Origin of the sequence: Halocatena pleomorpha (assembly GCF_003862495.1) — an archaeon.
GTDB lineage: Archaea > Halobacteriota > Halobacteria > Halobacteriales > Haloarculaceae > Halocatena > Halocatena pleomorpha.
Genome location: NZ_RRCH01000004.1, coordinates 1 through 23,158 on the forward strand (window position 1 = coordinate 1; position 23,158 = coordinate 23,158).

The 23,158-nt window shown below is 59.2% G+C and carries 26 protein-coding genes; 13 read left to right on the forward strand and 13 right to left on the reverse strand.

Features of this window, described 5'->3' with window-relative positions; genetic code table 11:
- Window positions 1-250: 250 nt before the first annotated feature.
- Complete coding sequence (locus EIK79_RS03355; RefSeq protein WP_124953734.1) at window positions 251-619, forward strand: hypothetical protein; 369 nt, start codon at window positions 251-253, stop codon at window positions 617-619.
- 145 nt (window positions 620-764) lie between these two features.
- Here EIK79_RS03355 and EIK79_RS03360 read toward each other — a convergent pair whose 3' ends face one another.
- On the reverse strand, window positions 765-1,397 hold the full coding sequence (locus EIK79_RS03360) for a rubrerythrin family protein (protein WP_124953735.1): 633 nt from the start codon (window positions 1,395-1,397) through the stop codon (window positions 765-767).
- Between the two features lie 80 nt (window positions 1,398-1,477).
- Between EIK79_RS03360 and EIK79_RS03365 the strand changes: the two genes are divergently transcribed.
- Both EIK79_RS03365 and EIK79_RS03370 read left to right on the forward strand, forming a co-directional pair.
- Window positions 1,478-1,924 carry a DUF6789 family protein gene (locus EIK79_RS03365; protein ID WP_233737916.1) on the forward strand — a complete coding sequence of 149 codons (447 nt, stop codon included), beginning with the start codon at window positions 1,478-1,480 and terminating at the stop codon, window positions 1,922-1,924.
- Window positions 1,925-2,074: 150 nt separating this feature from the next.
- The gene (locus EIK79_RS03370; RefSeq protein ID WP_124953736.1) at window positions 2,075-3,838 is read left to right on the forward strand and encodes a cbb3-type cytochrome c oxidase subunit I; all 1,764 of its coding nucleotides are present in this window, start codon (window positions 2,075-2,077) and stop codon (window positions 3,836-3,838) included.
- Window positions 3,839-3,859: 21 nt separating this feature from the next.
- Here the strand turns inward: EIK79_RS03370 and EIK79_RS03375 are convergent, their stop codons facing one another.
- From EIK79_RS03375 to EIK79_RS03390, 4 genes are read right to left on the reverse strand one after another with little or no spacing between them, the layout of a single operon-like run.
- Window positions 3,860-4,663: a class I SAM-dependent methyltransferase gene (locus EIK79_RS03375; protein ID WP_124953737.1), complete on the reverse strand. Its 804-nt coding sequence runs from the start codon at window positions 4,661-4,663 to the stop codon at window positions 3,860-3,862.
- A 4-nt stretch (window positions 4,664-4,667) separates the two neighbouring features.
- Window positions 4,668-5,498, reverse strand: coding sequence for a deoxyribonuclease IV (locus EIK79_RS03380; RefSeq protein ID WP_124953738.1), 831 nt, complete (start codon window positions 5,496-5,498; stop codon window positions 4,668-4,670).
- A gap of 50 nt (window positions 5,499-5,548) precedes the next feature.
- A complete protein-coding gene (locus EIK79_RS03385; RefSeq protein ID WP_124953739.1) occupies window positions 5,549-6,367 on the reverse strand; it encodes a lipoate--protein ligase family protein in 819 nt (272 codons plus the stop codon).
- A gap of 51 nt (window positions 6,368-6,418) precedes the next feature.
- On the reverse strand, window positions 6,419-6,964 hold the full coding sequence (locus tag EIK79_RS03390) for a hypothetical protein (RefSeq protein ID WP_124953740.1): 546 nt from the start codon (window positions 6,962-6,964) through the stop codon (window positions 6,419-6,421).
- Window positions 6,965-7,144: 180 nt separating this feature from the next.
- Between EIK79_RS03390 and EIK79_RS03395 the strand changes: the two genes are divergently transcribed.
- Entirely contained in the window at window positions 7,145-7,768 is a 624-nt protein-coding gene (locus tag EIK79_RS03395) for an Ntn hydrolase family protein (protein ID WP_124953741.1), read from the forward strand.
- Entirely contained in the window at window positions 7,768-8,466 is a 699-nt protein-coding gene (locus EIK79_RS03400; protein WP_124953742.1) for an archaeal proteasome endopeptidase complex subunit alpha, read from the forward strand. The genes EIK79_RS03395 and EIK79_RS03400 overlap by 1 nt, the downstream gene beginning before the upstream one ends.
- 11 nt (window positions 8,467-8,477) lie before the next feature.
- Here the strand turns inward: EIK79_RS03400 and EIK79_RS03405 are convergent, their stop codons facing one another.
- From EIK79_RS03405 to EIK79_RS03420, 4 genes are all read right to left on the reverse strand, one after another.
- Complete coding sequence (locus tag EIK79_RS03405) at window positions 8,478-9,338, reverse strand: DUF7351 domain-containing protein (RefSeq protein WP_124953743.1); 861 nt, start codon at window positions 9,336-9,338, stop codon at window positions 8,478-8,480.
- Window positions 9,339-9,481: 143 nt separating this feature from the next.
- Window positions 9,482-10,075, reverse strand: a complete 594-nt coding sequence (locus tag EIK79_RS03410; protein ID WP_124953744.1) for a DJ-1/PfpI family protein — start codon at window positions 10,073-10,075, stop codon at window positions 9,482-9,484.
- Between the two features lie 308 nt (window positions 10,076-10,383).
- Window positions 10,384-11,544, reverse strand: a complete 1,161-nt coding sequence (locus tag EIK79_RS03415) for a hypothetical protein (RefSeq protein WP_233737919.1) — start codon at window positions 11,542-11,544, stop codon at window positions 10,384-10,386.
- 411 nt (window positions 11,545-11,955) lie between these two features.
- A complete protein-coding gene (locus EIK79_RS03420; protein WP_124953745.1) occupies window positions 11,956-12,222 on the reverse strand; it encodes a hypothetical protein in 267 nt (88 codons plus the stop codon).
- Window positions 12,223-12,619: 397 nt separating this feature from the next.
- On the opposite strand from EIK79_RS03420, the gene EIK79_RS03425 reads away from it, so the two are divergent.
- From EIK79_RS03425 to EIK79_RS03435, 3 genes are all read left to right on the forward strand, one after another.
- Window positions 12,620-13,993 (forward strand): geranylgeranyl reductase family protein, encoded by a 1,374-nt coding sequence (locus EIK79_RS03425; RefSeq protein WP_124953746.1) that lies wholly within the window; start codon window positions 12,620-12,622, stop codon window positions 13,991-13,993.
- Window positions 13,994-14,112: 119 nt separating this feature from the next.
- Window positions 14,113-14,952 (forward strand): aldo/keto reductase, encoded by an 840-nt coding sequence (locus tag EIK79_RS03430; protein ID WP_233737920.1) that lies wholly within the window; start codon window positions 14,113-14,115, stop codon window positions 14,950-14,952.
- 40 nt (window positions 14,953-14,992) lie between these two features.
- Complete coding sequence (locus EIK79_RS03435; protein ID WP_124953747.1) at window positions 14,993-15,178, forward strand: DUF7333 family protein; 186 nt, start codon at window positions 14,993-14,995, stop codon at window positions 15,176-15,178.
- A 10-nt stretch (window positions 15,179-15,188) separates the two neighbouring features.
- Here EIK79_RS03435 and EIK79_RS03440 read toward each other — a convergent pair whose 3' ends face one another.
- A complete protein-coding gene (locus EIK79_RS03440) occupies window positions 15,189-17,027 on the reverse strand; it encodes an IucA/IucC family protein (RefSeq protein ID WP_124953748.1) in 1,839 nt (612 codons plus the stop codon).
- Between the two features lie 182 nt (window positions 17,028-17,209).
- Here EIK79_RS03440 and glnA2 point away from each other — a divergent pair, with 182 nt between their 5' ends.
- A complete protein-coding gene (gene glnA2 / locus EIK79_RS03445; protein ID WP_124953749.1) occupies window positions 17,210-18,541 on the forward strand; it encodes a gamma-glutamylputrescine synthetase in 1,332 nt (443 codons plus the stop codon).
- A gap of 21 nt (window positions 18,542-18,562) precedes the next feature.
- Here glnA2 and EIK79_RS03450 read toward each other — a convergent pair whose 3' ends face one another.
- Entirely contained in the window at window positions 18,563-18,742 is a 180-nt protein-coding gene (locus EIK79_RS03450) for a hypothetical protein (RefSeq protein ID WP_124953750.1), read from the reverse strand.
- A 130-nt stretch (window positions 18,743-18,872) separates the two neighbouring features.
- On the opposite strand from EIK79_RS03450, the gene EIK79_RS03455 reads away from it, so the two are divergent.
- Genes EIK79_RS03455 through EIK79_RS03465 form a run of 3 tightly spaced genes read left to right on the forward strand, consistent with a single transcriptional unit; the run spans window position 18,873 to window position 20,506 of the window.
- Entirely contained in the window at window positions 18,873-19,367 is a 495-nt protein-coding gene (locus tag EIK79_RS03455) for a PUA domain-containing protein (RefSeq protein WP_124953751.1), read from the forward strand.
- Window positions 19,368-19,406: 39 nt separating this feature from the next.
- A complete protein-coding gene (locus EIK79_RS03460) occupies window positions 19,407-19,784 on the forward strand; it encodes a nascent polypeptide-associated complex protein (RefSeq protein WP_124953752.1) in 378 nt (125 codons plus the stop codon).
- Window positions 19,781-20,506 (forward strand): tRNA (adenine-N1)-methyltransferase, encoded by a 726-nt coding sequence (locus EIK79_RS03465; RefSeq protein ID WP_124953753.1) that lies wholly within the window; start codon window positions 19,781-19,783, stop codon window positions 20,504-20,506. The genes EIK79_RS03460 and EIK79_RS03465 overlap by 4 nt, the downstream gene beginning before the upstream one ends.
- Before the next feature lie 40 nt (window positions 20,507-20,546).
- Here the strand turns inward: EIK79_RS03465 and hmgA are convergent, their stop codons facing one another.
- On the reverse strand, window positions 20,547-21,758 hold the full coding sequence (gene hmgA / locus EIK79_RS03470) for a hydroxymethylglutaryl-CoA reductase (NADPH) (protein WP_124953754.1): 1,212 nt from the start codon (window positions 21,756-21,758) through the stop codon (window positions 20,547-20,549).
- Between the two features lie 24 nt (window positions 21,759-21,782).
- Window positions 21,783-22,313: a GbsR/MarR family transcriptional regulator gene (locus EIK79_RS03475; protein WP_124953755.1), complete on the reverse strand. Its 531-nt coding sequence runs from the start codon at window positions 22,311-22,313 to the stop codon at window positions 21,783-21,785.
- A gap of 67 nt (window positions 22,314-22,380) precedes the next feature.
- On the opposite strand from EIK79_RS03475, the gene EIK79_RS03480 reads away from it, so the two are divergent.
- Window positions 22,381-22,956, forward strand: coding sequence for a methyltransferase family protein (locus tag EIK79_RS03480; RefSeq protein WP_185715493.1), 576 nt, complete (start codon window positions 22,381-22,383; stop codon window positions 22,954-22,956).
- The last annotated feature ends 202 nt before the right edge of the window (window positions 22,957-23,158 follow it).

Genomic DNA, 23,158 nt, shown 5'->3' on the forward strand with positions numbered 1-23,158 from the left:
GGGGGGAAGGAAATGACGTTGCCAGTGTTTCAGTTCTGGGACCGGCTGGGCGAATCGGTGAACATCTCGACGGTCGAGGATCGAGGCCGGATTTCGAAGGCTGAGCTGTACTACGTGATGGACGTAGGGAACGGTGTGTGGTGTCGCCAGAAGCCGAAGGCTTCTGGCTGCTAACCAGAATCTCCGATTCTGGTGATGTAAGCCCTGTCGGAGTACGGGCTGTGCGCACGCCAGCCAGATCGAAGAGATCTTGGCGACAGCCGGGCTTGGCCGGTCACAGACGGACTACGACGATTTGCCCAGCATTGCGAACGTCACACGGTATGAGGCAACGGGCGAGCTGGTCGTCACGGGCTGGTTCGACAATGGCGGGCGCGTCCGCTACCATGAGCAGCGCGATGGGACCGTCGTCCAGTCGGTGTACACCCCTGAAAACGATCGAGAGCCAACCGAGGTGACCGAACAGCCCGACGCAACGAGTGCCCCAGCCGCGCTGGTCGCACTGTTGGCGGAGTACTGCCACTATCGCCAGCGTGGTGACTTGGACGGATTACGGGCGTGTTATCCCGACGTGGCTCGTGTCGTGGACAAAGCGCCAGTCGTCCACGCCGACGACTGAGAACAACAGAGTCGGTGGAGGCGGTCGCGGTGCGGGGGCGGAGCGGGCAAGGTCATTCCCCGCGAGCGTCAGCGAGCGGCCTTTTTTGGTCCAGATTTTTTGCGTGAGGGTGGCGCAGCCACCCGAACGGAAAAAAGGTGGTGGTTCAGCAGACAGGCTTGGGATTCACGCCCATCGATTCGAGCTGGTCGGTGTACTCCTCGTAGGCGGTTTGAATCGCGCCCGAAGCGGCCTCTCGTGCCTGCTCTCGTTCCTCGTCGGTCTCACAGTACGCCTCTATGAGCGTGCCCGCCCGGTCGAGTTGTTCTTCGAGATCCGATTTCAGCTCCCGGAACGTCCCCGCAGTCTGGGGATCAGCCTGCCCGACGAAAAACGCAGTCACCTGTTCTTTGGATTTCTCCGCGGCGATCGTTCGTCCCACGAAGGCACCGATTCGTTCGACTGTCTCCTCTCGGTCGCGGAGATACGACTGGATCGCCGGAACAGTTCCGTCGAAATCGTCGTCGGGATCGTCAAGCAGTCCGCTGACCGTCTCATAATGATCCTGTTCTTCGCTCGCGCTGTCAGCGAACGCCTCAGCGGCCCTCCCGCTTTCGGCGTCGCGCCACGATTCGAACGTCTCCATCGCGGCGTGTTCGGCCGTCGCAACCGCACGGAGCACCGTCTCCGGTTCGAGTTCCCCCGCCGTGTCGGCGTACAACGCCTTCGAGGAACCCAGCCGCGACAGCGCGGTTTTGTTTCGATCTCGAACAGTCTCGATAAACGCCGAACCTGTCATACGACTCTCTACTTGGGCGTGTGATTTGTACCCTCTGGCACGCGCCACTCGTCTACCGCCGATCGGAAGTCAGTCTTTTGATGGCGGCCGTCGTTTTTCACTTCGACATGAACCGTCCGTCCAGTGCCGTTGCCGGTGGCGTCGCCGGTACGGCCATCTTGTCGTTGCTAATGATCTTGACCGAGGTACAAACACGGAGCCAGATCCGGATCTTCGACGTGATCGCCCGGTTTGTCGGACTGCCCGGCCACGCGGTCATCGGGTTCGTGCTGTTTGTGGCCGCCGGTGTGTTCGCGTGGCCGCTGTTATTCGTCGCACTAGAACCGTACATCCCAGGCGGTCCCGATCCCGCCCAGCGGGGGATCGTGCTCGCGGCCGTACTCTGGATCGTGTTCGTCATCACCGGTCGCGGATCCATCGGCTGGCCGCTCGTGATCGTGTACGCCGGACTGACCCTGATAGCGCATCTCGCGTACGGGTTCACTCTCGGCGCGGTGTACGCCCATTTCCGGAAACCTTCCACCTAAATACCGGTAGCCATCTGTTTTGTGCTATTCAATAGAACATTCACCACCATTCCTGTAGTGAATAATAATACGAAAAATCATCAATAACACCGATACCACCCACCTATTTCTATCGTGGAGACGTATCCTCCGGCACTGATTTCACCACATATGTTACCGACAGTTCCTTTCTCAGGTCTCGTACTCGTCGGTGGACTGCTACTCGCCGTCGCCGTGGTGTTCACCCTCCGGAACGGGTGGCCACCGACGCTTGCACTCCCGGACGGAGGGCATTTTGTCGGCGGCGAGGAAGCCGAACAACTGGAGACTGAGAAGCCTGGCGGCGTGTTCCGATGGTTCACCACCGTTGATCACAAGGACATCGGACTCCTGTACATCGTGTTTGCGACGGCGACCGCCCTCTGGGGTGGGACTGACGCGATGATGATCCGGACAGAGCTGTTGACATCGACGGCAGGACCGTGGGACCCAGTGACGTACAACGCCCTGTTCACCACCCACGGATTAACGATGTTGCTGTTTTTCGTCACACCGGCGTTTTTCGGGGTCGGGAACTACTTTCTCCCGTTGTTGCTCGGTGCGGACGACATGGCTTACCCCCGAATCAACGCGATCGCGTTCTGGGTCCTGCCACCGGCGTATCTACTCGTCCGTGCGGGACTCATCACTGAGGTGGTAGCGAAAGCGTTCGCAGCCATTGACATCCAACTCACGTCGTTGTTCGCACTCACGCCACCGGCAACGGGTTGGACGATGTACGCGCCGCTGTCGGTAGAGATGGTGAATCCACAGATCGATCTGCTGTTGCTCGGATTGCACCTGAGCGGGATCGCCACTACCCTCGGAGCGATCAACTTCCTCGTCACGATCTTCACCGAACGCGCTGCGGACGTCACATGGGCCAGACTCGACATCTTCTCGTGGACGATGCTCACGACCAGCGGTCTTATTCTGTTCGCGTTTCCGCTGCTGGGCAGCGCGCTGATCATGTTGTTGTTGGATCGGAATTTCGGAACGACGTTTTTCGTCGTCGACGGCGGTGGGCCGTTGCTCTGGCAACATCTGTTTTGGTTCTTCGGTCATCCTGAAGTGTACATTCTCGTGTTACCGGCGTTTGGGCTAGTGAGTCTCATCCTCCCGAAGTTCTCGGGGCGGAAACTGTTCGGCTTCAAGTTCATCGTCTACTCGACGCTGGCTATCGGCGTGCTTTCCTTTGGCGTGTGGGCACACCACATGTTCACGACAGGAATTGATCCCCGTGTCCGACTGAGTTTCATGGCGGTATCGTTGGCGATCGCCATTCCGAGCGCCGTGAAAACGTTCAACTGGATGACAACGATGTGGGACGGCCACGTTCGACTCACTGCGCCGATGTTGTTCTGTGTCGCCGGGGTTGGGATGTTCATCATCGGCGGCGTGACGGGGGTGTTTCTCGCGTCGATCCCGGTCGATATGCTTGTGCACGACACCTACTACGTGGTCGGTCATTTCCACTTCATCGTGATGGGGATCATAACGTTCGCGGCCTTCTCTGCGAGCTACTACTGGTATCCTATCCTCACCGGTCGGATGTACGACACGCTGCTGGCGAAAGTCCACGCGTGGCTCAGCATCGTCGGGGTGATCACCACGTTCGGTCCGATGCTCATCATCGGAATGGATGGGATGCCCCGCCGGTATGCCACCTATCCCTCGAAATTCGTAGAACTTCAACAAGTCGCCTCCGTCGGTGCGTTCATCCTGTTCACTGGCGTCATCCTATGGCTGTACAACATGATCCAGTCCTATCGCATCGGTCCGGTTGTGTTGGACGCTGATGTCTGGAATCTGAAACCGATCGACCAGTTCACGCCCGAATGGCAGTGGTTCGAAGAGCGTCTCGAAGAGCGCAGACAGAGGTTCCGGAACGAGTAGTCACGCTCAGCATCGCTCAGTCTACGTTATTTTTCCGACAGTGACGTAGAACGGAATCGTCTCTTGCCGTCGATACGTACCGTTTTGCATTGCATCGATGATCAACCGTCCCATCTCCCGCCACGAAGCCCGGAACGCGTCGTATTCGTCCGGACTCATGCCGCCAGCGAGCAACGTCTCCCGTTGCTGTGCGATCTGTGACCCGGTCGCTTTCCGCTTTGCGGCCTCGATCGCGTGTTGATCGTACGGTGGTTCGATCGTCTTCACGTGGTCGTACCGTTGCGTGTGAACGTCGGTCACTTCTCGTCCCGGTTGGCCGTGGCTCCGGAGGAGTTCAGGAACGGTTCCGAGCGTCACGTCGGTTTGTACACCTTGGATGTAGTGCGAACGTGCTTGTGTAGCCAGTTCACGTTCGAGGGACACCGTCGATTCGACGGTGACGGCGCTGTTGTCCGGTTCGATCGCGGCTACGAGATCCGTCGAACACCGAACGAACTCCGCGACTGCGCGGCTGGGATCGGGAAGGTTGATCAACAGCGCTTGACAGACCACGAGATCAGCGGTTCTCGGTTCGAATGGGAGAGCGGTCGCGTCAGCGCGCACTGCCGGCACGGTCGTCTCTTCGAGGAGTTTGCGATCCCGATCGACGCCGATGACCGTTCCGTCCGTTTCCTCCGACAGCACTGCCGACAACTCGCCCGTTCCACACCCTACGTCGAGGATCAGCTCCCGGTCGTCGAGCGAGAGCGGAGCCAGTGCTTCTCGCGAGCGATCCCACATACCGCGTCGTGTTTCTTCGAGATAGTCGGCGGAAAAGCGGCGCACGGTCTTACGTTCTGAATTCTCTGACTCGGTCGATGTTCCATCCGAACCCTTTCCCGTTCTCGGAAGGGGTTTCGAGCACGAACGGCAGGGATCGAAGTTCTGGATGGTTGACGATCGCCCGCATTCCTTCCTCTCCGATCTGTCCTTCTCCGATGTGGGCGTGTTCGTCCTTGTTCGTGCCACACTCGTGTTTCGAATCGTTGAGATGGATACACCGCAGGTGTTCGAGTCCGACGATGTCATCGAACGCCGCAACGGTCTCGTTCACGCCGTTTTCAGTCGAGAGATCGTATCCCGCTGCGAACGTGTGGGCCGTATCCAGACAGACATCCAGCTCCTGTTTCGAGCGGTCGAGAACAGCAGCAAGGTGTTCGAACTCTCCGCCCAGTTTCGTCCCACTACCCGCGTCGCTCTCGATGAGCACCGTCACATCGTCGGGAATCTCTAGTTCGTCAAGCGCGCTCGCGGCGTTGTCGAGTCCGTTTTCGACACCCGCTCCGGTGTGAGCACCCAGATGCACGTTCACGAACTCGATATCGAGCGTCTGTGCCGCATCGATCTCCTGTTGTAAACTGTCAATCGACTTCGCGCGGAGATCCGCTTTTGGTGTGCACAGATTCACGAGATAGGACGTGTGAATGACCCACGGTCCCGCGAGCTGTTCGGCAGTTCCGTTTTGGAACCGGGTCGCCTCTTCCGTGCCGATGTTTGGATCCTGCCACACCTGCGGAGAGTGAGTAAAGATCTGTCCGCAGTTACCACCGACGTCGAGTTGGTTCGTGACCGCGTTGTCGACGCCGCCAGCGATAGAGACGTGTGCTCCGATTCGTGCCATACTCGTGCTTTCAGGCCGGTGAGGATAGGGCTTTGGAGTTCGAGAGATCGCTACGCGATGGGATCCGTGGCGTTTTGGTTCCACATCTCAGCACCGAACTTTTCGGTGGCGATCTCCGCAGCCCGTTCCAGTTCTTCGTCGGTCCACGTTCCTACTTTGGCGTCGGCCCACCTTTCGAGCGCGTCTTCGAGCGCTCCCACCGCCCCCTGTCGGGAAATATCGCTATGTTCGTCGATCGCAGTGATGCGATCTGTGATCCGATCGAGCGAAACGTCCGGTGTGGCGAAACACGCACGGGTGCGTTCGGGCGTCGCGTGGTAGGTGAGCGATCCGTGTTGGATTACGCTGTCACGCCGTCGGTACTGGGCGTTGCCGCTGAGCTTCCCGCCTTCGTAGATGATGTCGTGTGCCGGGTGGATATCCCTGAGATAACAGGCTGGCTCATAGAGCGCATCGGCGCTTTCGTGGGCGAAATCGGCGGGGACACCCATCGCTGCGCAGCCGTCGAGCAGTGGCTGACAGAGCTGTTCGTAGCTCGCCATCAGATCACCCGGAAGTTCAGCAGCCGGTGCGATGATCGAATAGGAGATGTCGCCGTACTCGTCGTGGTAGATCGCCCCGCCACCGGTCGGCCGACGGGTGACCGTGATTCCTTCCCGCTCACAAAACGTCCAGTCGATGTCGTCGGAACGTTGGTGATAGCCCAACGAAAGCGTGGATGGCTGCCATTGATACACCCGAACCGTTCGCGGACCACCGTTGGCAGCGGTTTCTGCTGCCACTACATCGAGTGCCATGCACAACGGTCCGGGTAACGATTCTTCGCGGACTAACCGCCACTCCTGTCCGGTAGGGTCGATGTCGGTCATACCGGCCCTTCGGCGGGTACCGACAAAAGAGCGACCGTTCATCACAAACGATCAGTTGTTCACCAACGCACGTTCAGCCTGAGAGGTAGATCCTCTGGTTTCATCCTGATACACCCGATGTTCAACGACGAATGGGGACGTTCCGACGTTATTCGCTATCTCAGAATATTCCCCGACGCGCTCGGAGTGGTTTTGATAGGCCGACGTGGTCGCGACCGTGATGAAATACGCTCCCATATCGTCGCTCGCAGGTGTTTCGTACCCGAGTTCCTTGGCGATCTGACTCCACCAGATATCGATCACCGCGTAGTGTGATTCCGATTCGTCTTCGTCCACGAGACGGGCCATATCGTTGGCAAGCAGTCCGTCGAGGTTCGCCAAGAGTTCGTCGTCGTTGCGCAACAACTGTTGGACTTCCTCGTTCGTGAAGTCAAACGCCAGTTCGTTGTTGTCTACCACCGGTTCTGGGGTCGTCCCACGGGAACGAGACGAAACGGTGTACCGTCCCACGGCGATCGCTAAGCTGACGATGAGCACGAGTCCGAGTATCCCGCTGATAGTTTCTACCTGCAGTAAGACGCCGTCCCGCGCTATCATTGATTCGTATTTTACTGCAGTTGGTTTCTATATATACGTTATTATCTCACCGATATTCATAGTTACAAACGGAATACGCCCTATTCCATCACTCCTATCAGCTGATCAAGAGGCGATGGTGGCCCACGGCTAAGGAATGTTTTAGCGAGTGTTTATTCGGCACGAGTTCCAATTCGCCGTATGGAAACAGAAACGGGAAATGATGTGACCGTTCAGAAAACGGGCACGACGACGGTCGGTCTCGTCACCGCCGAAGGGGTGGTGCTCGCAGCCGATCGCCGGGCTAGTCTCGGTGGCCGGTTCGTCTCAAACAAACAGGCGGTCAAAATCGAGCAGATTCATCCGACCGCGGCAGTAACGCTGTCCGGTTCCGTCGGTGCTGGACAGGCGTTCATCCGACAGCTCCGGAGCACAGCGAATCTGTACGAAGCGCGTCGCGGTGAGCCGATGAATATGGACGCACTCGCTCGAACCGCCGGCCGACTTCTCCGGGGCACGCGGTCGATGCCCGTCTTAGGTGGCGTCGACGAAGAGGGTCCACGAGTGTTCCAGATCGATCCGGCTGGTGGCGTTCTTGAGGACACCTACACCGCGAGCGGCAGCGGCACCCAGCTCGCAACTGGCGCACTCGAACGACTGTACGAGGAGGATCTCTCCCTCGCGGAGGGCGCCTCAGTCGCTACGCAGGCGGTCGAGAGCGCGATCGAGCGCGATACCGCAAGCGGTAATGGTATCACCGTTGCGCGTATTACGTCCGAAGACGTGATGATCGATATAGACAGTACCAGCGAGGAGGTGCACTGATGCGGGGACAAGACGACCGTCAGGCGTACGATCGCGGGACGAGTCTGTTCTCCCCCGACGGTCGGCTGTATCAGGTCGAGTACGCACGCGAGGCGGTCAAACGCGGTGGTGCGAGTGTCGGCATACGAGCGACCGACGGCGTCGTGCTCGTCGCGGAGCGACGAATCCGATCGTCGTTGCTCGAAGCTCGGAGCATCGAGAAGTTGCATAAGATCGATGAGCACAACGGCGTCGCCAGCGCTGGTCACGTCGCAGACGCACGGCAACTCGTCGAAGAAGCCCGTCAGACCGCTCAGATCGAACAGCTCAGCTACGATCAGCCGATCACACCCGAACAGCTCACGGGCGACGTGAGCGAGCACGTCCAAGAGTACACGCAAGCGGGCCACACCCGTCCGTTCGGTGCGGCGCTCCTCGTCGGCGGCTACGTCGAGGGAACGCCGCAGCTGTTCGAAACCGACCCGTCGGGAACGTCGTATGAGTGGCAAGCGACCGCAATCGGCGGCAACAGCGACGAGATCGAGGAAGAACTCGAATCGGAGTACGATCCTGAAATCTCGCTCGATGCGGCGTCGTCGCTGGCTGTCTCAGTGCTCACCGAGGAGGAAGAAGACGATCCCGAAACCGTCGCTGTCGCCGTTATCGACGACGACGGCTACCGAACGCTCGATCGAGAAGCGATCGAGGACCTCCTATAAGGACGGCGAGTTCACCGCTCGAACACTGACACGACTGTTCCGTCTCGTCCGACGAGCAGTTCTAGCTCCTCCTCGTCGATCTCGGTCGTAACGCTCACGCACCACGGATCATCAGACAGGACCGTTTCTCGCCACTCTTGTCCCACGTTCCAGATCGGCCGATCGCGGACATCCTCGTCGTGAGCGTGATAAAAGGAGACGACTGCGGGATGATCGAGCACGGCCAGCGTTACCGGACAGTCGAGCGTGTATCCACACCCGGCACAGTCGAGGTGGAGCTGTACCCGGTCCGGATCGGTGGTTTCGGCGTCGTCAGCGTTCGCGTATCCAATGTGGGCGCTCGTTTTGCCACCACACTCCGGACAGCTTCCAGCACTCATCAGTGAGACACGATGGCGATAGAGCCGATCCAGTGCGTCCGGAAACGCCTCCTCAGAGTGGGTTCGGTGACCACTCGGCGGAAACGGCAGCCGGAGTAGTTTCCGTTCACACGACTGACACCGCATCGTGACAGTGTTGTCCGTCGCGGTGGCGACGAGCGCATGGTCCGCACAGAACGGACAGGGATCTTTGATCTCGACTGGGTCGCGGTCGACGCTCTCCGTGTACACTCCCGATTCGATCGCGCGGGCGATCCGGATTCCTGCGTCGGTGAGTGTGTAGCCCGCTTCGGTCTCACGGAGGTAGTGGTCCGTGAGTTGCCGGAGGTGGTAGGCGAACCCCGCCGTGGTGTCCGCACCGCTTGCTTCGGCCAGCTCCGAGAACGACAGCGTCACCGGGCCGTCCGCCTCCAGCAACGCCGCGAGTACCCGCGTTCGGATCTCGTTACCGAGGGGCTGGAACGCCTCGCTCGGGGGGGCTGTGTCGGCCATAACTGTACTATATTGTTGTTGAGGTTAAGCTCAATCTTTTTTGATGAGCTGATCGCTGTGCCACCTACGTGTCTGATACAGGGCGGAACGAGCGGCTAGCCACAGCGGATGATGATATTTGGTGGTGCAGCGTTCGGACACGGTCAGGCCGTCCAGCGATCGTACTCGATTCTCATTGCCACCCGGTCAGCCGTCGCTCCGTCCGCGATCCGTTCGACCAGTTGTAAAGAGAGATCGAGTCCCGACGTGACGCCGCCACACGTGAGCACTGATCCGTCGTCGACCACACGTTCCGATCGGCTCTCGACGGATTCGAACGACTCGCGCAGTTCATCGAGCGCGCCGGCGTGAGTGGTTGCTGGCCGACCATCGAGCACCCCGGCGTGGGCCAGAATCATACCGCCAGTACAAACCGACGCCACCGTTGTCCCTGTAGCGTGCAACCCGGCGACCGCCTCCGGAAGTTCACCGCGAGCGACTTGCTCGCGCGCACCGCCTCGGCCGTCGTTCCATCCCCCGCCCGGAACGATCACCACGTCCGGGTCGGTAAGCGTACCCTCCGGCTCGATACACAGCCCGTGGTTGGCTCTCACCGCGTCCGTCTCTGCCAGCGTCACAAGCTCCACCGTCAACGCCGCGTCCAATCGGGCTGCGGTGTCAAACACCTCATACGGACCAATCGCGTCCAACTCGTCGAACCCATCGAAGAGAACGATTTGGATCTTCGTCTCACTCACACGCGTCGATCATCCGGCGGCTCGAAATAACTTTGCATCCTCATAAAATTGGATAGAAAATTGGATAGTTATCGACGAATTTCTAACGCCGAAGCATCCGCAGTTAGCGTCGCAGCCCGCAGCACCGTCATAGCGGCGCAACGGGGTTTCGGTTTGATCAGCGCTCTCGGTAGGAAGCTCCTGTCGCCGTTTCGCACACCTTCTGTATCGCTTTCCCTACGAATTCATCGACCGGTTTTCCGTTCGACTTCCATGTGAACACGAAACACATCGAACGGCAGTCTCGCCGCGATGTGGCTGTTTCGGGTTCAGTATGGATGGAACGTGATACTCTGATAGGCGTTGGGTGCCCCGATGATCCCGAGGTTCGAGAGGAGCACGAGGAGAATGACCGTAATGGTGATGCTAAAGGAGGGCGGATCGAGGTGTGTATCACCCCACGCATAGAACAGCCGTTCCGTGAGTTCACGGAAAAACGCACCGGCAACGCCGAATATGAGTGCCCAGAACGTTGCGTACACGAGTGGGTTCACCGGTGTACTCTGCATCTGAAAGAACACGGCATGAGCTGCGACCGAAGCGGGCAGCGTGATGTGGTGCGTCACGGGTGTTCCGGAACGATCGGTATCAGGGCGCAGTCCATAGTTGTTACAGAGAAAGAGCAACGTCGCCGCAGAAATACCGAACATCACCCACGGACTCTGTGTGATAATAGTGATGTATCCGCTGATGAGACCGACGAGTCCCCCGATAAAAAGCACCTCTCCCCAGTTGAACTGCCAGGGAAGGTGTGGCTCTGCCTCATCGAGATCGAACGAGAGCCACGACGTCCCTCCAACGGTCGACCCAACACGCCTAGCCACCTCCTGCCGATCACCGACGAGTGAATAGCCGAAGGCGGCTCGGTGGACGAACGCCGACAAAACGATGACCCAAGCGATGTGTGCGAATCCGAGACTCATCTGGGTGCCGGTCACGAAGTCCGTTCCCATCTTCAACAGTTGTCCACCAGCCCCGAACACCGCACCGACGGCGAGCACTTTCGGGTTGGTCCCCGTCGGAATCAGGATGTTCTTCGCAGGATGGTATCCCCACCCATCTTGTTCCTGTAGTTCGGGGTGGTATTTTGCTGCGTACGCGTGTGCTGCCGCCCCCCCAGCGAACGCTACGTGTGGCCCGAACAACGGACCGAACGCCGCGACGTACAGCGAAGTTGAGGCACCTTCGAGACCGATCGCTGTGGCGACGGCACCGGCAATAACCATGAACCCACAAAAAGCGAACGCCGGGAGTGCGCCGATCGACGCTCCGAAAGCACCACCACCAAGCGCGGTGATCACGGCGATTGCGACGATCAGTATGGTGCTGTATCCGCTCTCCGATGGCGGTGCAGACGGATCGATCGGTGGAGCCTGAAGCGGAAACAGTAGGGTCGGTAGATCCAACGTTCCGATGGCTTCGAGTGGCATCTACGGCACCTCCGTCGTCGATAGCTCGCCTTGCGGACTGTCCATCTGTCTTCTGTAGCGTCGTCTGGTTTCGATCATACTGGTTGCGTAGTTTCGATCCTTGATTGCGGATGCTGTGTCCTTCCTTCCTGAGCGCCAAAGCGCAAGCAGTGGGATACAGTGCCGCCGTTGGCGCATACGTACCGCCTCGGCGTCTCTGGTCTGAACTCTGTTAGAATGTTGATCGAACCCGCATTTATTTTTTGGAAGAATCAAACAAATGTTTGATATCGGGAAAATGACGATTCTCTGGGTTCCGATCGCAGGCGCGGTTGACAAACGCCTCTCAGCGCAGCCTCAGGACAAGTGTGTCAATTTCGTGTTTGCGTAGCGCTGCTGTCGGTCAGAATAAGCGGTCGGTCGAACGATCAGTCACGCGTAGAGTTGCTGATCAGGATCTTCGAACTGGAACCGGAGCGTGTCGCCCGGTTCGACGTGGCTGTCGCTTGTCAGTCGTTGGGGCGTTTCGGACGATTCACGAACAGCGACGGTGTCTGACCGGAGTCGATCGCCTTTGAGCAGCGCTGGCCGTACCTGTGGCCCACACTCCTGTGACAACGCCTCGACCACGTCGATAGTGGTCGCGCGCTCGGAGACGTGGACGCTCGATTCCTCGACGCCCGTGCGCAACGTTAGCACACCATTCAGCTTGACCCGCACACACATACCACCATCCTCTGCACTCCATCGGGAAATAATTTACTCACAGCTGAAGTAGTCATTTGTAGCGGCTCAGTCGTCACTCCACGTAGATGGCGTTCGGTCGCTGTTCTATGGAAGCTATCGATCATATAAAGTTATATTCAATTATAAAATTATTGGGTGAGAACCAAGAACAGAGTCAGTTGGTCGTACTTCCTACTTAATGGCTCGTTGGGGGCATTCTCGCTCTGATGGAGTGTATACTCATATTCACACTACTATCAACTTATCTATGTTTATGATTGATAATACGTTCGAAACGTAAGGTTGGGCAAAGGGCCACGAACAGGCTGTATACGACCGATTTTTATGGAGAGACACGTAATCGGGATACATGTCTGCGGAAGCCTACGATGTGGTCGTCGTCGGCGGTGGGACGGCGGGTGCGTTCGCTGCAGCGGCCGTTGCTGACGAGGGTCACTCGGTTGCACTGTTAGAGCGCAAATCCGAGGGTGACGCCGGTCACATCGCGTGTGGCGATGCGATAAAGGGAAAAAGTTCATTTCCGAACACGATCGACTTGGAGTATCTCCGTGAGGAGTCGTTTACCAACGACACCATCACCCATGCCCGGTTTGAGAACCCCCAGAGTGGCGAGTCGATGGATATCGGCTTCGGTGGTGTGACGGGGGCCGTCGTTGATCGTAAACGCTACGGTGAGGTACTGCTTGAGGAAGCGTCTCGGATCGGTGCGGACGTGCGGTACGAGACGGTCGTTCACGATGTCATTCAGGATTCGGCTGTTCAAGGCGTCAAAGCCACTCGAAACGGTTCTGTGACCAACTACGAGGCCGACATCGTGATCGACGCTGCGGGAGCACTCTCGTTGTTACAGGACAAGGCCGACTTTTCCGACGCGTCGTTCGACACCAACGTGGATTACTCGCAGTTCTGTTCGGCCTACCGCGAGGTCATCGAACTCGAAACGCCGGTCGAGTGGACTGACACGCTCGTGTTCAAGCCAACACAAGAGTTGGGTTATCTGTGGTATTTCCCGCGATCAGCGACGGAGATCAACGTCGGGCTGGGCTTCCAGATGAACAAGCCCCCGATGAAGCTCGTCGAAGTGCTCAAAGACGATCTCAAAGAACGAGCGGAGTTTGCCGGTGCACGAGTTAAGGATAAACTCGGAGCGGCGCTCCCGACCCGACGACCGTATGATTCGGCGGTCGCGCCCGGTTATCTCGCGGTCGGTGACGCCGCTGGCCACGTCAACCCGATCACGGGCGGTGGCATTCCGGGCGCGGCAAAGGCCGGCCACTGGGCTGCACAGGCCGCTGTCGAAGCGATTTCTGATGGCGTACCCGACGATGAGGACGCGCTCTGGGAGTACAACCACCGTGTCATGACCGACTTCGGGAAGAAGTTTGCCGCGATGGATCTGTACAACATCTGGGGTGGTGCGACCGATCTTGACGAAATTCTCGATGTGATCACGAAACTCCCGGCTGGTCACTTCGCTGAAACGGTCGCCAAGAGCGGTTCGACATCGATGGGGCTCGTTACGAAAGTCAAAACCGCTGCAAAGACGGTCGGTCACTGGGATATGTTGTACGACCTCTGGCGAGTGAACAGAAAGAGCAGTGAACTCAAAAACATCTACAACGACTACCCGACGAGTGCTGACGACTTCGACCAGTGGATCGAAACCCGAGATGAGCTACTAGAGGAAGTGTACGAGATTACCGGTGCTGAGTCCAAATACTGAGGCGTTCGTTTCGAACTGTACCGATCGGTCGAGATTCCCCGCTGTGTCTGTCGATTCCGTGGTATGAGGGTGCATTCGCGTCCACAACTCCTTTTGAGTCGTCCGCCGTACGCTCGTGTATGTCTGAAGAGTCGAATATCTCCCCCGAGAGCGTCGATGCCACAGACGGGATGCCGATGCTCGGACTGGGAACGTGGCAGAACGACGATCCTGAACAGTGTGTCGAGACCGTACGAACCGCGCTTGAGATGGGGTACCGGTATATCGACACCGCTCAGGCCTACGACAACGAGACGAGCGTCGGTGAGGGGATTCGAGCGTCGGCTGTCGATCGAGACGAGGTGTTCCTTGCGACGAAGCTCTGGTACGACCAGCTTGACCGCGATACCATTGTCGAATCGGCTCAGTCCAGTGTCGATCGGCTCGGTGTCGATACGATCGAGCTATTGTATCCTCACTGGCCAGCCGGCTCGTACGACGCCGAGGAGACCATGGACGGGTTTGCCGAACTCGTCGACACGGGCGTTATCGAACGGATCGGCCTGAGCAACTTCACCCCCGAACTGATCGACGAGGCTCGTTCGGTCTCAGATGAGCCGATTTTCGCCCTTCAGGTCGAGTGTCATCCCTTGCTTCAGCAAGAGCAGCTGCGGGAGTACTGCGCGGACGCCGGTATCGAACTCGTCGCGTACTCGCCGTTGGCTCGCGGGGCCGTCTTCGACGTACCTGAAATCGAGGAGATCGCACAGAAACACGGCGTCAGCCAAGCCCAAGTGAGCCTCGCGTGGTTGGGGGAACACGGTATCACCGCCATTCCCAAAGCGACCGGTCAGGAGCATCTTCGCGACAATTTAGCGGCAGCGACGCTCGAACTCGACGCGGAGGACGTTCAAGCCATCGACGACATCGACCGGGAAGAGCGACAGATCAATCCTTCGTTCGCTCCCGATAGCTGGTAACACCCTGAACCGTTATCTTGGTCTCGTTCAAACGGCTCGTATGGAGTTCGATCAGCCCAAAGCGATCGGATCGTTCCTTGTACTACTGGTCGCCCTACTCGGTGGGACGTTCAGCAGCCCGATGCCGACCAACATCTCGATGATGGTCAGCGTCGGTCTCATCGTCTTCGGCGTCCTCACGTTCTATATCGGCGTCAGACACGGTGAATTCCGCGCGACACGGTGATCAATTCCGGTCAGCCATTCTCGTTTTCAGCGACAGTGTGCAACGCGTTCGACACCGTTCCGTGTCCAGTCACTTTCGGACGCGTGGTGTAGTCGTCGTAGCCGTGATCGAGGATCCGGTTTCGGTTGAGACAGAGCTTCGTGAATTCTGGTTTGAACAGATCGAACGTCTCGAACCGCGCTTGGTGCTGGGGAAATCGGGCGTGATAGGTCTCGATCGCTGCCCTGACCTGAGTCCAGAACTGCTGTTCGTTGTACCCCTCCGCCCGTTCAAGCAGATCGGAGACGTATCTGAAGACACAGATGAACAAGGTTCCGAAGATGTGCTGGCAGAGGTCTTCGGGCGGCAGTTGGTGCAGGATGTGGTGTTTGTATCGGTCGTCGGTTCGGAGATCCGAATCGAGTATCTCGTCCAACTCGGTAAGCTCTCGGTCAGTGATAGCGACTTCGTCTACGAAGTCGGTGAGCGCAATCCGACTCGGAACCCCGTTTTCGAGTACGAGCACCACGTTCGTTCCGTGGGGCATGAACACGGTACCGTACCGGTACAGATAGTGACACAGCGGGAACAGCAGCACCTTAAACAACTCATCCAACCACGCCCGCAGTGAGAGCGGAGAGCGCTCGACGAACTCCGTGAGGACCGGCGTTCCGTCGGTGTCTTCGTGGAGCAACGCAGCCAGCGTCACCGGTCGCTCGCTCGGTTCGAGCATCCCTTCGACGCTTTCGCGCCAGACACAGCCCAGCAGTTCGTGGAACTGATACGGTGCCGCATCGAGTTCCGAGAGCGTTGGATGGTCGTAGTGGACGCTTGCGATCTCGCCGGGCAACAACAGTTCACACTCCTCGCGGAGGAATCGATCCCGATCACGCACTTCCTTGACGAACGCCGTCACTTTCGGGGCGGCTCTGGCTTGCTCGCTGAGAATCCCGCGGTAGACGTTCGTGTTCAGAATGCGAAGCGGGAGTTTGACGTGGTGCTTCTCGGGAACGTCGACGTTTGTCAGGGTTCGGATCGACTGCTGTGGGAGGTACTCGTCCGGTCCCTCACCGACCGAAACGATGGCGTCAGTGGCGATCTCGCCCGCGAAGAACGGGACGATACTGTGAGACCACTGCCAGTCGTGGACGGGCAACAAGTAGTAGTTCGCCGGATCGAGTCCCTGCCCGACCAACCGATCGACGAACACCGTGTACCGGTCTCCGAGTTCTTCGCGGAGTAGTGACTCGTGATCGATCGCATCCAGCGCCGAGAACGTCGCCCGATCCCGTCGCGCAGCGATCCACGACAGCGTCTGTGGTTGTTTCATTTCGGGTGCGTAGTCGAGATACTCGTCGTAGCTGAACCCCACCCGCCCTTTGTTGTAGGTGAACCACGGATGGCCCGTCATCTCCCCTTCGATGGCCGCGTATTCCATGTCGACGATCAGCTCACTGTCGTCGCGCGCAGCGGTTCGGGCTGCTAAATGGGCGTCCGCGAGCAGCGTGTTGTTGTACTCGCGGATGAGATACCCCAGCGTTCGATCAGAGATCCCGACGTGTGTTTGTGCGTCTACCAACAGCCTCACAGCGTCGTTCGGTTGGATCCAGTTGCCGTCATCACGCCGGTACACCGAGTCTGGAAGGACTCGATAGCTGTCGAACAGTCGTGCTTGGGCGTCGAACCGGTACTCCACCCCTGTCTCTAATGAGAGTCGGTAGCGCGTCCGCTCGGGATCGGTCTCGATCGATTCGATCGGTTCCGGCTCGATCAGCTCCTCGTACATGAACTCCGACAGCATCTTTCGGAGGAGCTGACGGTTCACCGTGGTCCAGACCTCCGAATCGAATGTGTGCTCTGGTGTTTCCATGAATGTGTACTGGGTGTGTCGCCGTGCCTGCCAGCGATCGTTGCAGTAACCTCACAGCCGGTATTGTAAAATGTATCGGATTTTCTGGTTATTATTACTGCTGTCCTAGTGCATCAGACAGCTGGGCTGTCACACTATGTGTATCAGAAACGCCTAACGTACTGTCCTCGTTCGTCTGTCACATGACTACGGGCTCGGACATCGCCCAGCGGTGTGAGACTGAGGGCATTGATCTGGTACGGCTGTTGTTCGTCACCCCAAACGGGAAGATCCGCGCGCAATCAGTCGCCAGTACCGACGTCGCTGCCGCGGTCGATACAGGCGTTCCTGCGTCCAAGTTGGTTCACGCCTACAACGCACTCGGATTTCGGGACAAAAGCGGCCGGTTCGACGCCGCCGGTGAGGTGTTGTTGTGCCCGGATCCGGAGACGTTCCGAACACTGCCGTACGCGGAGCGATGCGGTGGGCTGTTGTGCGACGTGCAGACGCTGGACGGCGACCAGTGGGCCGTCGACCCGCGGAGCACGCTTCACTCACTTCTCAAGCGGCTGTCATCGACGGGACTCGCTCCATCAGTCGCGTTCGAGAGCGAGTTCCATCTCTTCGTCGAAGACGGGGATGAACTCGTTCCGGCAGACGGACGCGGCGTGTACGACACCGAGTCGACGCGTGATACTCACGAATTTGTGCTAGCTGTTCGAGACACGCTCAGCGAACAAGGGATCGCCGTCCGGAAGTACTACCCTGAGTGGGGTGCTGGAAAACACGAGGTCGTCGTTGATCACGGGCCAGCGCTCGCCGCCGCCGACAAACACGTACTGTTCAAAGAGACGGTCAACAGCGTCGCGGCGAACCACGGGTATCAAGCCACGTTTCTTCCCAAACCGGCGACACATTCGACGAACGGCTGTCACATTCATCTCTCGCTGTGGGATGGATCGACCAACCAGTTCGCCGGTTCGGACGGGATCAGTCAGACAGCAGCGTCGTTCATCGCGGGTGTACTCGAACACGCTTCCGGATTGACTGCTCTGACAGCGGGGACGGTCAATTCCTACGCCCGGCTTCGTCCACAGGTTGGAGCCACAGCGTTCACGTGTTGGGGGTACGGCAACCGGGAGGCGTTAGTGCGGATTCCGGGCCACGCCCCGAACGACACCGACGCCGTCCGCATCGAATACCGGGCTGCGGACAACACTGCTAACCCCTACATCGCCTTGATAGGGCTGCTCGCTGCCGGTCTCGACGGGATCGATCGGGAGCTGACGCCTCCAGAACCAGTCGACAGTGATCCCGGAGCCATGTCCGCAGACGAACGGGATCAACGGACGATCGAACGGCTTCCGACGACGCTGAACGAAGCCCTCACCGCCTTGGCAGACAACGATGTGTTGCGAACAGCCCTCGGGGAAGAACTGAGCCGGACGTATCTCGACGTGAAACGAAGTCACTGGAAGGCGTTTACCGAAAGCGCGGCCACGTGGGAGCGTGACCGGCTCAAAAGCGTGTACTGATCGTATTGGAACCGTTCGACGCTACACGCCCGCGTTCTCTTCGGAGAGTCCCACGATGAGCGCACCCGCCGCCATAGCGAGCGAAGCGACGCCCGCAAACGCCGACGGAATGGCGTTCGTCATGGCAATACCGATGATCAGGGCGGTACTGGCGGCTAGAAGGAGTCCCCCAATTCCTAATCGTTGCTTCTCCGTTTTCATCACCACTAGCTATCACCCACATCACCATAAGCGCCATCAAACTGAGCGAAACAATTGGATCGTTCGTGATGGTTTGGTACTCCTCTTTCCGTGTCGAGAGGGTTTTCATTCGGGGGATCAGAGGGGGGGTATGGATCGGGGAGAACGCGAGCGGCTGCGGACCATTGCCGATTACCAGTTCGGGAGCGGTGCGGGACGAGCGTTGTTTCCGGCTGACGAAACGCTGTCGGTGGTCCGAACCACTTCCGGACGACCCCAACAGATAATGTGTGACGGTGGTCCCCACGACGGTCGGCGGATCGTCTCGTACGGCGTGGATGGTCGATTCACACTCGGTATCGAGGGCGGCCATCGACTGTTTGAGGCGTTCGGCCGGCCGGCCGTAGCGGTTGGAGACGAAAGCATTCCGTTCGTCACGGACGGGAAAAACGCGTTTGCGAAGTTCGTCCGCGAGGTAGACGAGGATATTCGCCCCGGCGATGAGGTGCTCATTACGTGCTCGGAGACGCTGCTCGCCGTCGGTCGGGCCGAACTGTCCGCCACTGCCATGCGGGATTTTCACACGGGTGTCGCCGTTTCGGTCCGTGATAGTTTCTCGGAGCAAGCGGTCCGATCGGAACCATAGAGCAGTACGCTTTTGCCGTTTCCGCCGTTCGAAGTACGTATGTTTGGTGGAGGCGGTCTCGATCCGCGCAAGATGCAACAGATGATGGAACAGATGGGAATCGAAACGTCGGATATCGACGCCGAGGAGGTCATCATCCGAACGGCAGATGAGGATCTCGTCTTTACGTCGCCAGAGGTACAGCGCATTTCCGCGCAGGGCCAGGCGACGTACCAGATCGTCGGTGAACCTGACACCCGCGACACCTCGGCCGACGCCGACGCTGACGCCGACGCCGACGAGGGTGGTCGTGAGGAGATTCCCGACGACGACGTTGAGATCGTCGTCGAGCGGACGGGCGTCAGCACGGAACAGGCCCGTGAGGCGCTCGAAGCCGAGGACGGTGACCTCGCGGCTGCGGTGTCCCGACTGGAGTGATCCTGCTCGTCTACGAGGATCGGGAGTACCTCCTCGCACCGGGTGAGACGCTCGAAACTGATCTCGGTGTTCTGGAGGTGCCGGACGATGTCTCGCCCGGCGACACTGTCGAGACACATCTCGGCACAGCGTTCGAGGCACGCGCGCTCCGTGGTCCGGATCTCTTCGCGCATTTCGAGCGTACCGGGGCACCGATGATGCCCCGCGACATCGGATTAGTGATGGGCCACACCGGCGTCAGTGGCGGTGACCGGGTACTCGACGCCGGGACGGGCACAGGCGTGTTGAGCGCCTATCTCGCCCGGTCGGGGGCATCGGTGCTCACCTACGAGACAGACCCCGACTTCGCTGACGTTGCCCGCGAGAACATGGCGGTGGCCGGGGTTGAGAACGCTGTCGACGTTCGCACCGGTGACGTAACCGAGGCGATCGACGAGTTGTGTGCCGGCGAGCCGTTCGATCTTATCACGCTTGACACCCGCGACGCGCCCAGCGTCGTCAGCCGAGCGCCCGATCTGCTCGTTTCAGGGGGATTCGTTACCGCGTACGTTCCGTTCGTCGAAGGGACCCGCGACGTGGTCGAGACCGCTCGATCGGCTGGCTTCCAGGATATCGAAACGTACGAGACGATCCAACGAGCGATGGATATCGACGAGCGTGGAACCCGCCCGTCAACGGCCGGCGTCGGCCACACCGGGTATCTCGTGTTCGCACGAGCCTGAACCACTGTGGGCCGTTCGCTCGATTGCTCTCTTCACAGCATCAGCGTCCCAGTTGCTCGTGAGCAGACGCGAGGTTGTCAGCGGCGAGCGCGCCGAGCAACGAGAGTTCACCCGCGAGCGCACCGACAGCGATGCGTTCTGCAAACGCGTCGGCGTTCGTTCCGGGCGGGTCCCCGCCGCCGCGCACCCCGAGGATGTCGAGCGCTTCCGCTTGGGTTGGGAGCTTCGTCCCGCCGCCGACCGTCCCGACATCGAGGCTGGCAATCGTCACGCTTGCGTACAGTTCGTCCCCGCGCACGTCAACGGTCGTGATGGCGTTGCCACCCTCCACGACTTGGGCAGCGTCCTGTCCGGTTGCGAGGAACACGGCGGCGACGACGTTCGCCGCGTGGGCGTTGAACCCCAAACTCCCCGCCTTTGCGCTACCGACGAGGTTTTTGCGGGTGTTGGCTTCTTCGATTGCTTCGGGTGTCGTGCCAAACCGGTCTTCGACCTGCTCGCGGGTGAGCACCACGTCCGCGCCGACGGTCCGTCCTCGACCCTCGACCGCGTTGATTGCGGCGGGTTTTTTGTCGGAGCAAAGATTCCCCGAGAGCGCCACGAGATCCGCGGGGGTTTCTTCTTCGAGCAGCTCACAGGCCGCTTCCGTTGCGATGGTGGCCATGTTCATCCCCATCGCGTCTTTGGTGTCGTAGCCAAACCGGAGGAACACCGAATCACCGACTACGTACGGCGTCACATCCAGCAGCTCGCCGTGGTTGGTTGTCTCGGCCGCGGCTGCCGCGAGCTCCGCCTCGTGTTCGCGCACCCACGAGGCGACCGTCTCGGCTTCGTGAACGTTCTCGACACGAAACACGGGTGCACGCGTCATTTTCGACTGAAACACGCTGGCGTTGGCCCCGCCAGCGGCTTGGATCGCTGAACAGCCCCGGTTCACCGAGGCGACCAGCGCCCCCTCCGTGGTGGCGAGCGGGAGATACGCCGTTCCGTTCGCGCTCGACCCGTCGACAGTGAGCGGTCCAGCCACACCGACGGGAATCTGAACCGCTCCGAGCATGTTCTCGATGTTCGATTGAGCGTCACCGGCGTCGAAGGCGTACGCACCGAGCGCGGAGAGGTCGGCGTCGGTCTCTCCCTCGACGAGCCGACGGCGCGCCTCAGCCGCCGTGTCGGCGTCCGCGTGTGCTTCGAGTTCGTGTAGCGCGAGGTCCCCCGACAGCACCCGATCCGCGAGCGTTTCTGGCGTAGACATACCGGAATTCTATCTCCCGAGTGACTAAGACCCGTTGTTGTCCCCGCGTCGGACCAACGACTGCAACTGAGACAGAGAACGCTGAGACAGCAGATCGACGACTACTGCCGACTGGTCGTAGACACGCTTGAGCCGACGCACGCGTTCGAGATCGCGCTCGGCACGGTCGGCGTCGCTCGCTTCGAGCAACTCTTCGGCGTCTTCGAGCGCCCGAGTCATCGTCTTGATCTCCCGGCGGATCTCTTGCTGGAGAAACTGCTGGAAAACGTACCACAGATCCGTTTCTGCCTCGAAATACGCCCGTTTGCCTTCGCCCGGAATGCTGCGGCGGTAAACCATGTGAAACCGTTCCAGCGTCCCCATGGCGTTGCTCACCGTCGATTTCGCGTAGCCGCTTCGATCGACCAGCCCGTCTAACGACAGTGGCTCCGGCTCGAAAAACAGGATGCCGTACAACCGTCCGTAACTGCGTTTCAGTCCGTAGATCTCCGCCGAGCGCTCGATCGCTTCGATCACCGTCTCTCGGGCTTCTGTCGTCTCATCCGTGGTTCCCATGCCCGATCGTAGCGAGCGAAAGACGTAAAAACATTACATTCGGAATATTCAGTAAATGACGAATATAATGGTCGATTCCACCGCGCTCGGTGCGCTCACGATCGCGGTCCTCCTCGAAGGATCGGTTATTCTGGGGCTTCTCGTAAGCATCCTGTCCGAAGATCGTCGGTTCTGGCCCCCCGGCAACGTTTCGTGGAAATTCTGGTACTACTGGGGTGGCTCAGCGATCACGTTCGCGGCGCTTGCTGTTGTCGGTTATCTGGACGCGGGAAGCTTCGTGTTCACGACGCGGCTCTGGGACTGGATTGGAACCGTTCTCCTCGTGCTCGGAACGGGGTTTGCGGGCTGGTCGGGCTATCTTTTTCGCACCCGAGAGAGCTTCGGGCTGGCAGGGGAGTTGCACACCGGTGGGCCGTATCGGTACTCGCGGAATCCCCAGTACGTCGGTATGGTCGGGATCTTCACAGGGATAGCGCTGATCGTGAACGCAACGCTTCTGTTCGTCGGATTTCTGCCGGTTTTCGTCTGGCTGTGGCTGTTGCCGCGGGCAGAGGAGCCGTGGCTTCGGGATCAGTTCGGTGAAGAGTATGAGGCGTATCGTGAATCAGTGCCTCGTTTCCTCGGAATCCGGTCGCTCAAGTGACGAGCGGGCGGTCGGTATCAGTACGTCTCACAGCAACCGAGCTTTGAGAAGCGCTCTGGGGTCGTCGTGAGCAGGGGCATCGTCAGCGAGTGCGACGCCACTGATGCGGATGTCTTCTAGTGATCTGAAACCGAGTTAGTTTGTGCGTCGACCGGTGCTAATCACTGCCGAACATTATAATACAGACATGAAACTTTGTGTA

Bases quoted from the DNA above. Each gene is read 5' to 3' on its own strand.
- hmgA (WP_124953754.1), bottom strand. From the start codon at position 21,758: ATGTCTACGCCAGAAACGCTCGCGGATCGGGTGCTGTCGGGGGACCTC.
- EIK79_RS03475 (WP_124953755.1), bottom strand. From the start codon at position 22,313: ATGGGAACCACGGATGAGACGACAGAAGCCCGAGAGACGGTGATCGAA.
- EIK79_RS03360 (WP_124953735.1), bottom strand. From the start codon at position 1,397: ATGACAGGTTCGGCGTTTATCGAGACTGTTCGAGATCGAAACAAAACC.
- EIK79_RS03385 (WP_124953739.1), bottom strand. From the start codon at position 6,367: ATGACCGACATCGACCCTACCGGACAGGAGTGGCGGTTAGTCCGCGAA.
- EIK79_RS03390 (WP_124953740.1), bottom strand. From the start codon at position 6,964: ATGATAGCGCGGGACGGCGTCTTACTGCAGGTAGAAACTATCAGCGGG.
- EIK79_RS03480 (WP_185715493.1), top strand. From the start codon at position 22,381: ATGGTCGATTCCACCGCGCTCGGTGCGCTCACGATCGCGGTCCTCCTC.
- EIK79_RS03365 (WP_233737916.1), top strand. From the start codon at position 1,478: ATGGCGGCCGTCGTTTTTCACTTCGACATGAACCGTCCGTCCAGTGCC.
- EIK79_RS03400 (WP_124953742.1), top strand. From the start codon at position 7,768: ATGCGGGGACAAGACGACCGTCAGGCGTACGATCGCGGGACGAGTCTG.
- EIK79_RS03430 (WP_233737920.1), top strand. From the start codon at position 14,113: ATGTCTGAAGAGTCGAATATCTCCCCCGAGAGCGTCGATGCCACAGAC.
- EIK79_RS03425 (WP_124953746.1), top strand. From the start codon at position 12,620: ATGTCTGCGGAAGCCTACGATGTGGTCGTCGTCGGCGGTGGGACGGCG.
- glnA2 (WP_124953749.1), top strand. From the start codon at position 17,210: ATGACTACGGGCTCGGACATCGCCCAGCGGTGTGAGACTGAGGGCATT.
- EIK79_RS03370 (WP_124953736.1), top strand. From the start codon at position 2,075: ATGTTACCGACAGTTCCTTTCTCAGGTCTCGTACTCGTCGGTGGACTG.
- EIK79_RS03395 (WP_124953741.1), top strand. From the start codon at position 7,145: ATGGAAACAGAAACGGGAAATGATGTGACCGTTCAGAAAACGGGCACG.
- EIK79_RS03415 (WP_233737919.1), bottom strand. From the start codon at position 11,544: ATGCCACTCGAAGCCATCGGAACGTTGGATCTACCGACCCTACTGTTT.
- EIK79_RS03435 (WP_124953747.1), top strand. From the start codon at position 14,993: ATGGAGTTCGATCAGCCCAAAGCGATCGGATCGTTCCTTGTACTACTG.
- EIK79_RS03455 (WP_124953751.1), top strand. From the start codon at position 18,873: ATGGATCGGGGAGAACGCGAGCGGCTGCGGACCATTGCCGATTACCAG.
- EIK79_RS03405 (WP_124953743.1), bottom strand. From the start codon at position 9,338: ATGGCCGACACAGCCCCCCCGAGCGAGGCGTTCCAGCCCCTCGGTAAC.
- EIK79_RS03380 (WP_124953738.1), bottom strand. From the start codon at position 5,498: ATGGCACGAATCGGAGCACACGTCTCTATCGCTGGCGGCGTCGACAAC.
- EIK79_RS03460 (WP_124953752.1), top strand. From the start codon at position 19,407: ATGTTTGGTGGAGGCGGTCTCGATCCGCGCAAGATGCAACAGATGATG.
- EIK79_RS03440 (WP_124953748.1), bottom strand. From the start codon at position 17,027: ATGGAAACACCAGAGCACACATTCGATTCGGAGGTCTGGACCACGGTG.
- EIK79_RS03450 (WP_124953750.1), bottom strand. From the start codon at position 18,742: ATGAAAACGGAGAAGCAACGATTAGGAATTGGGGGACTCCTTCTAGCC.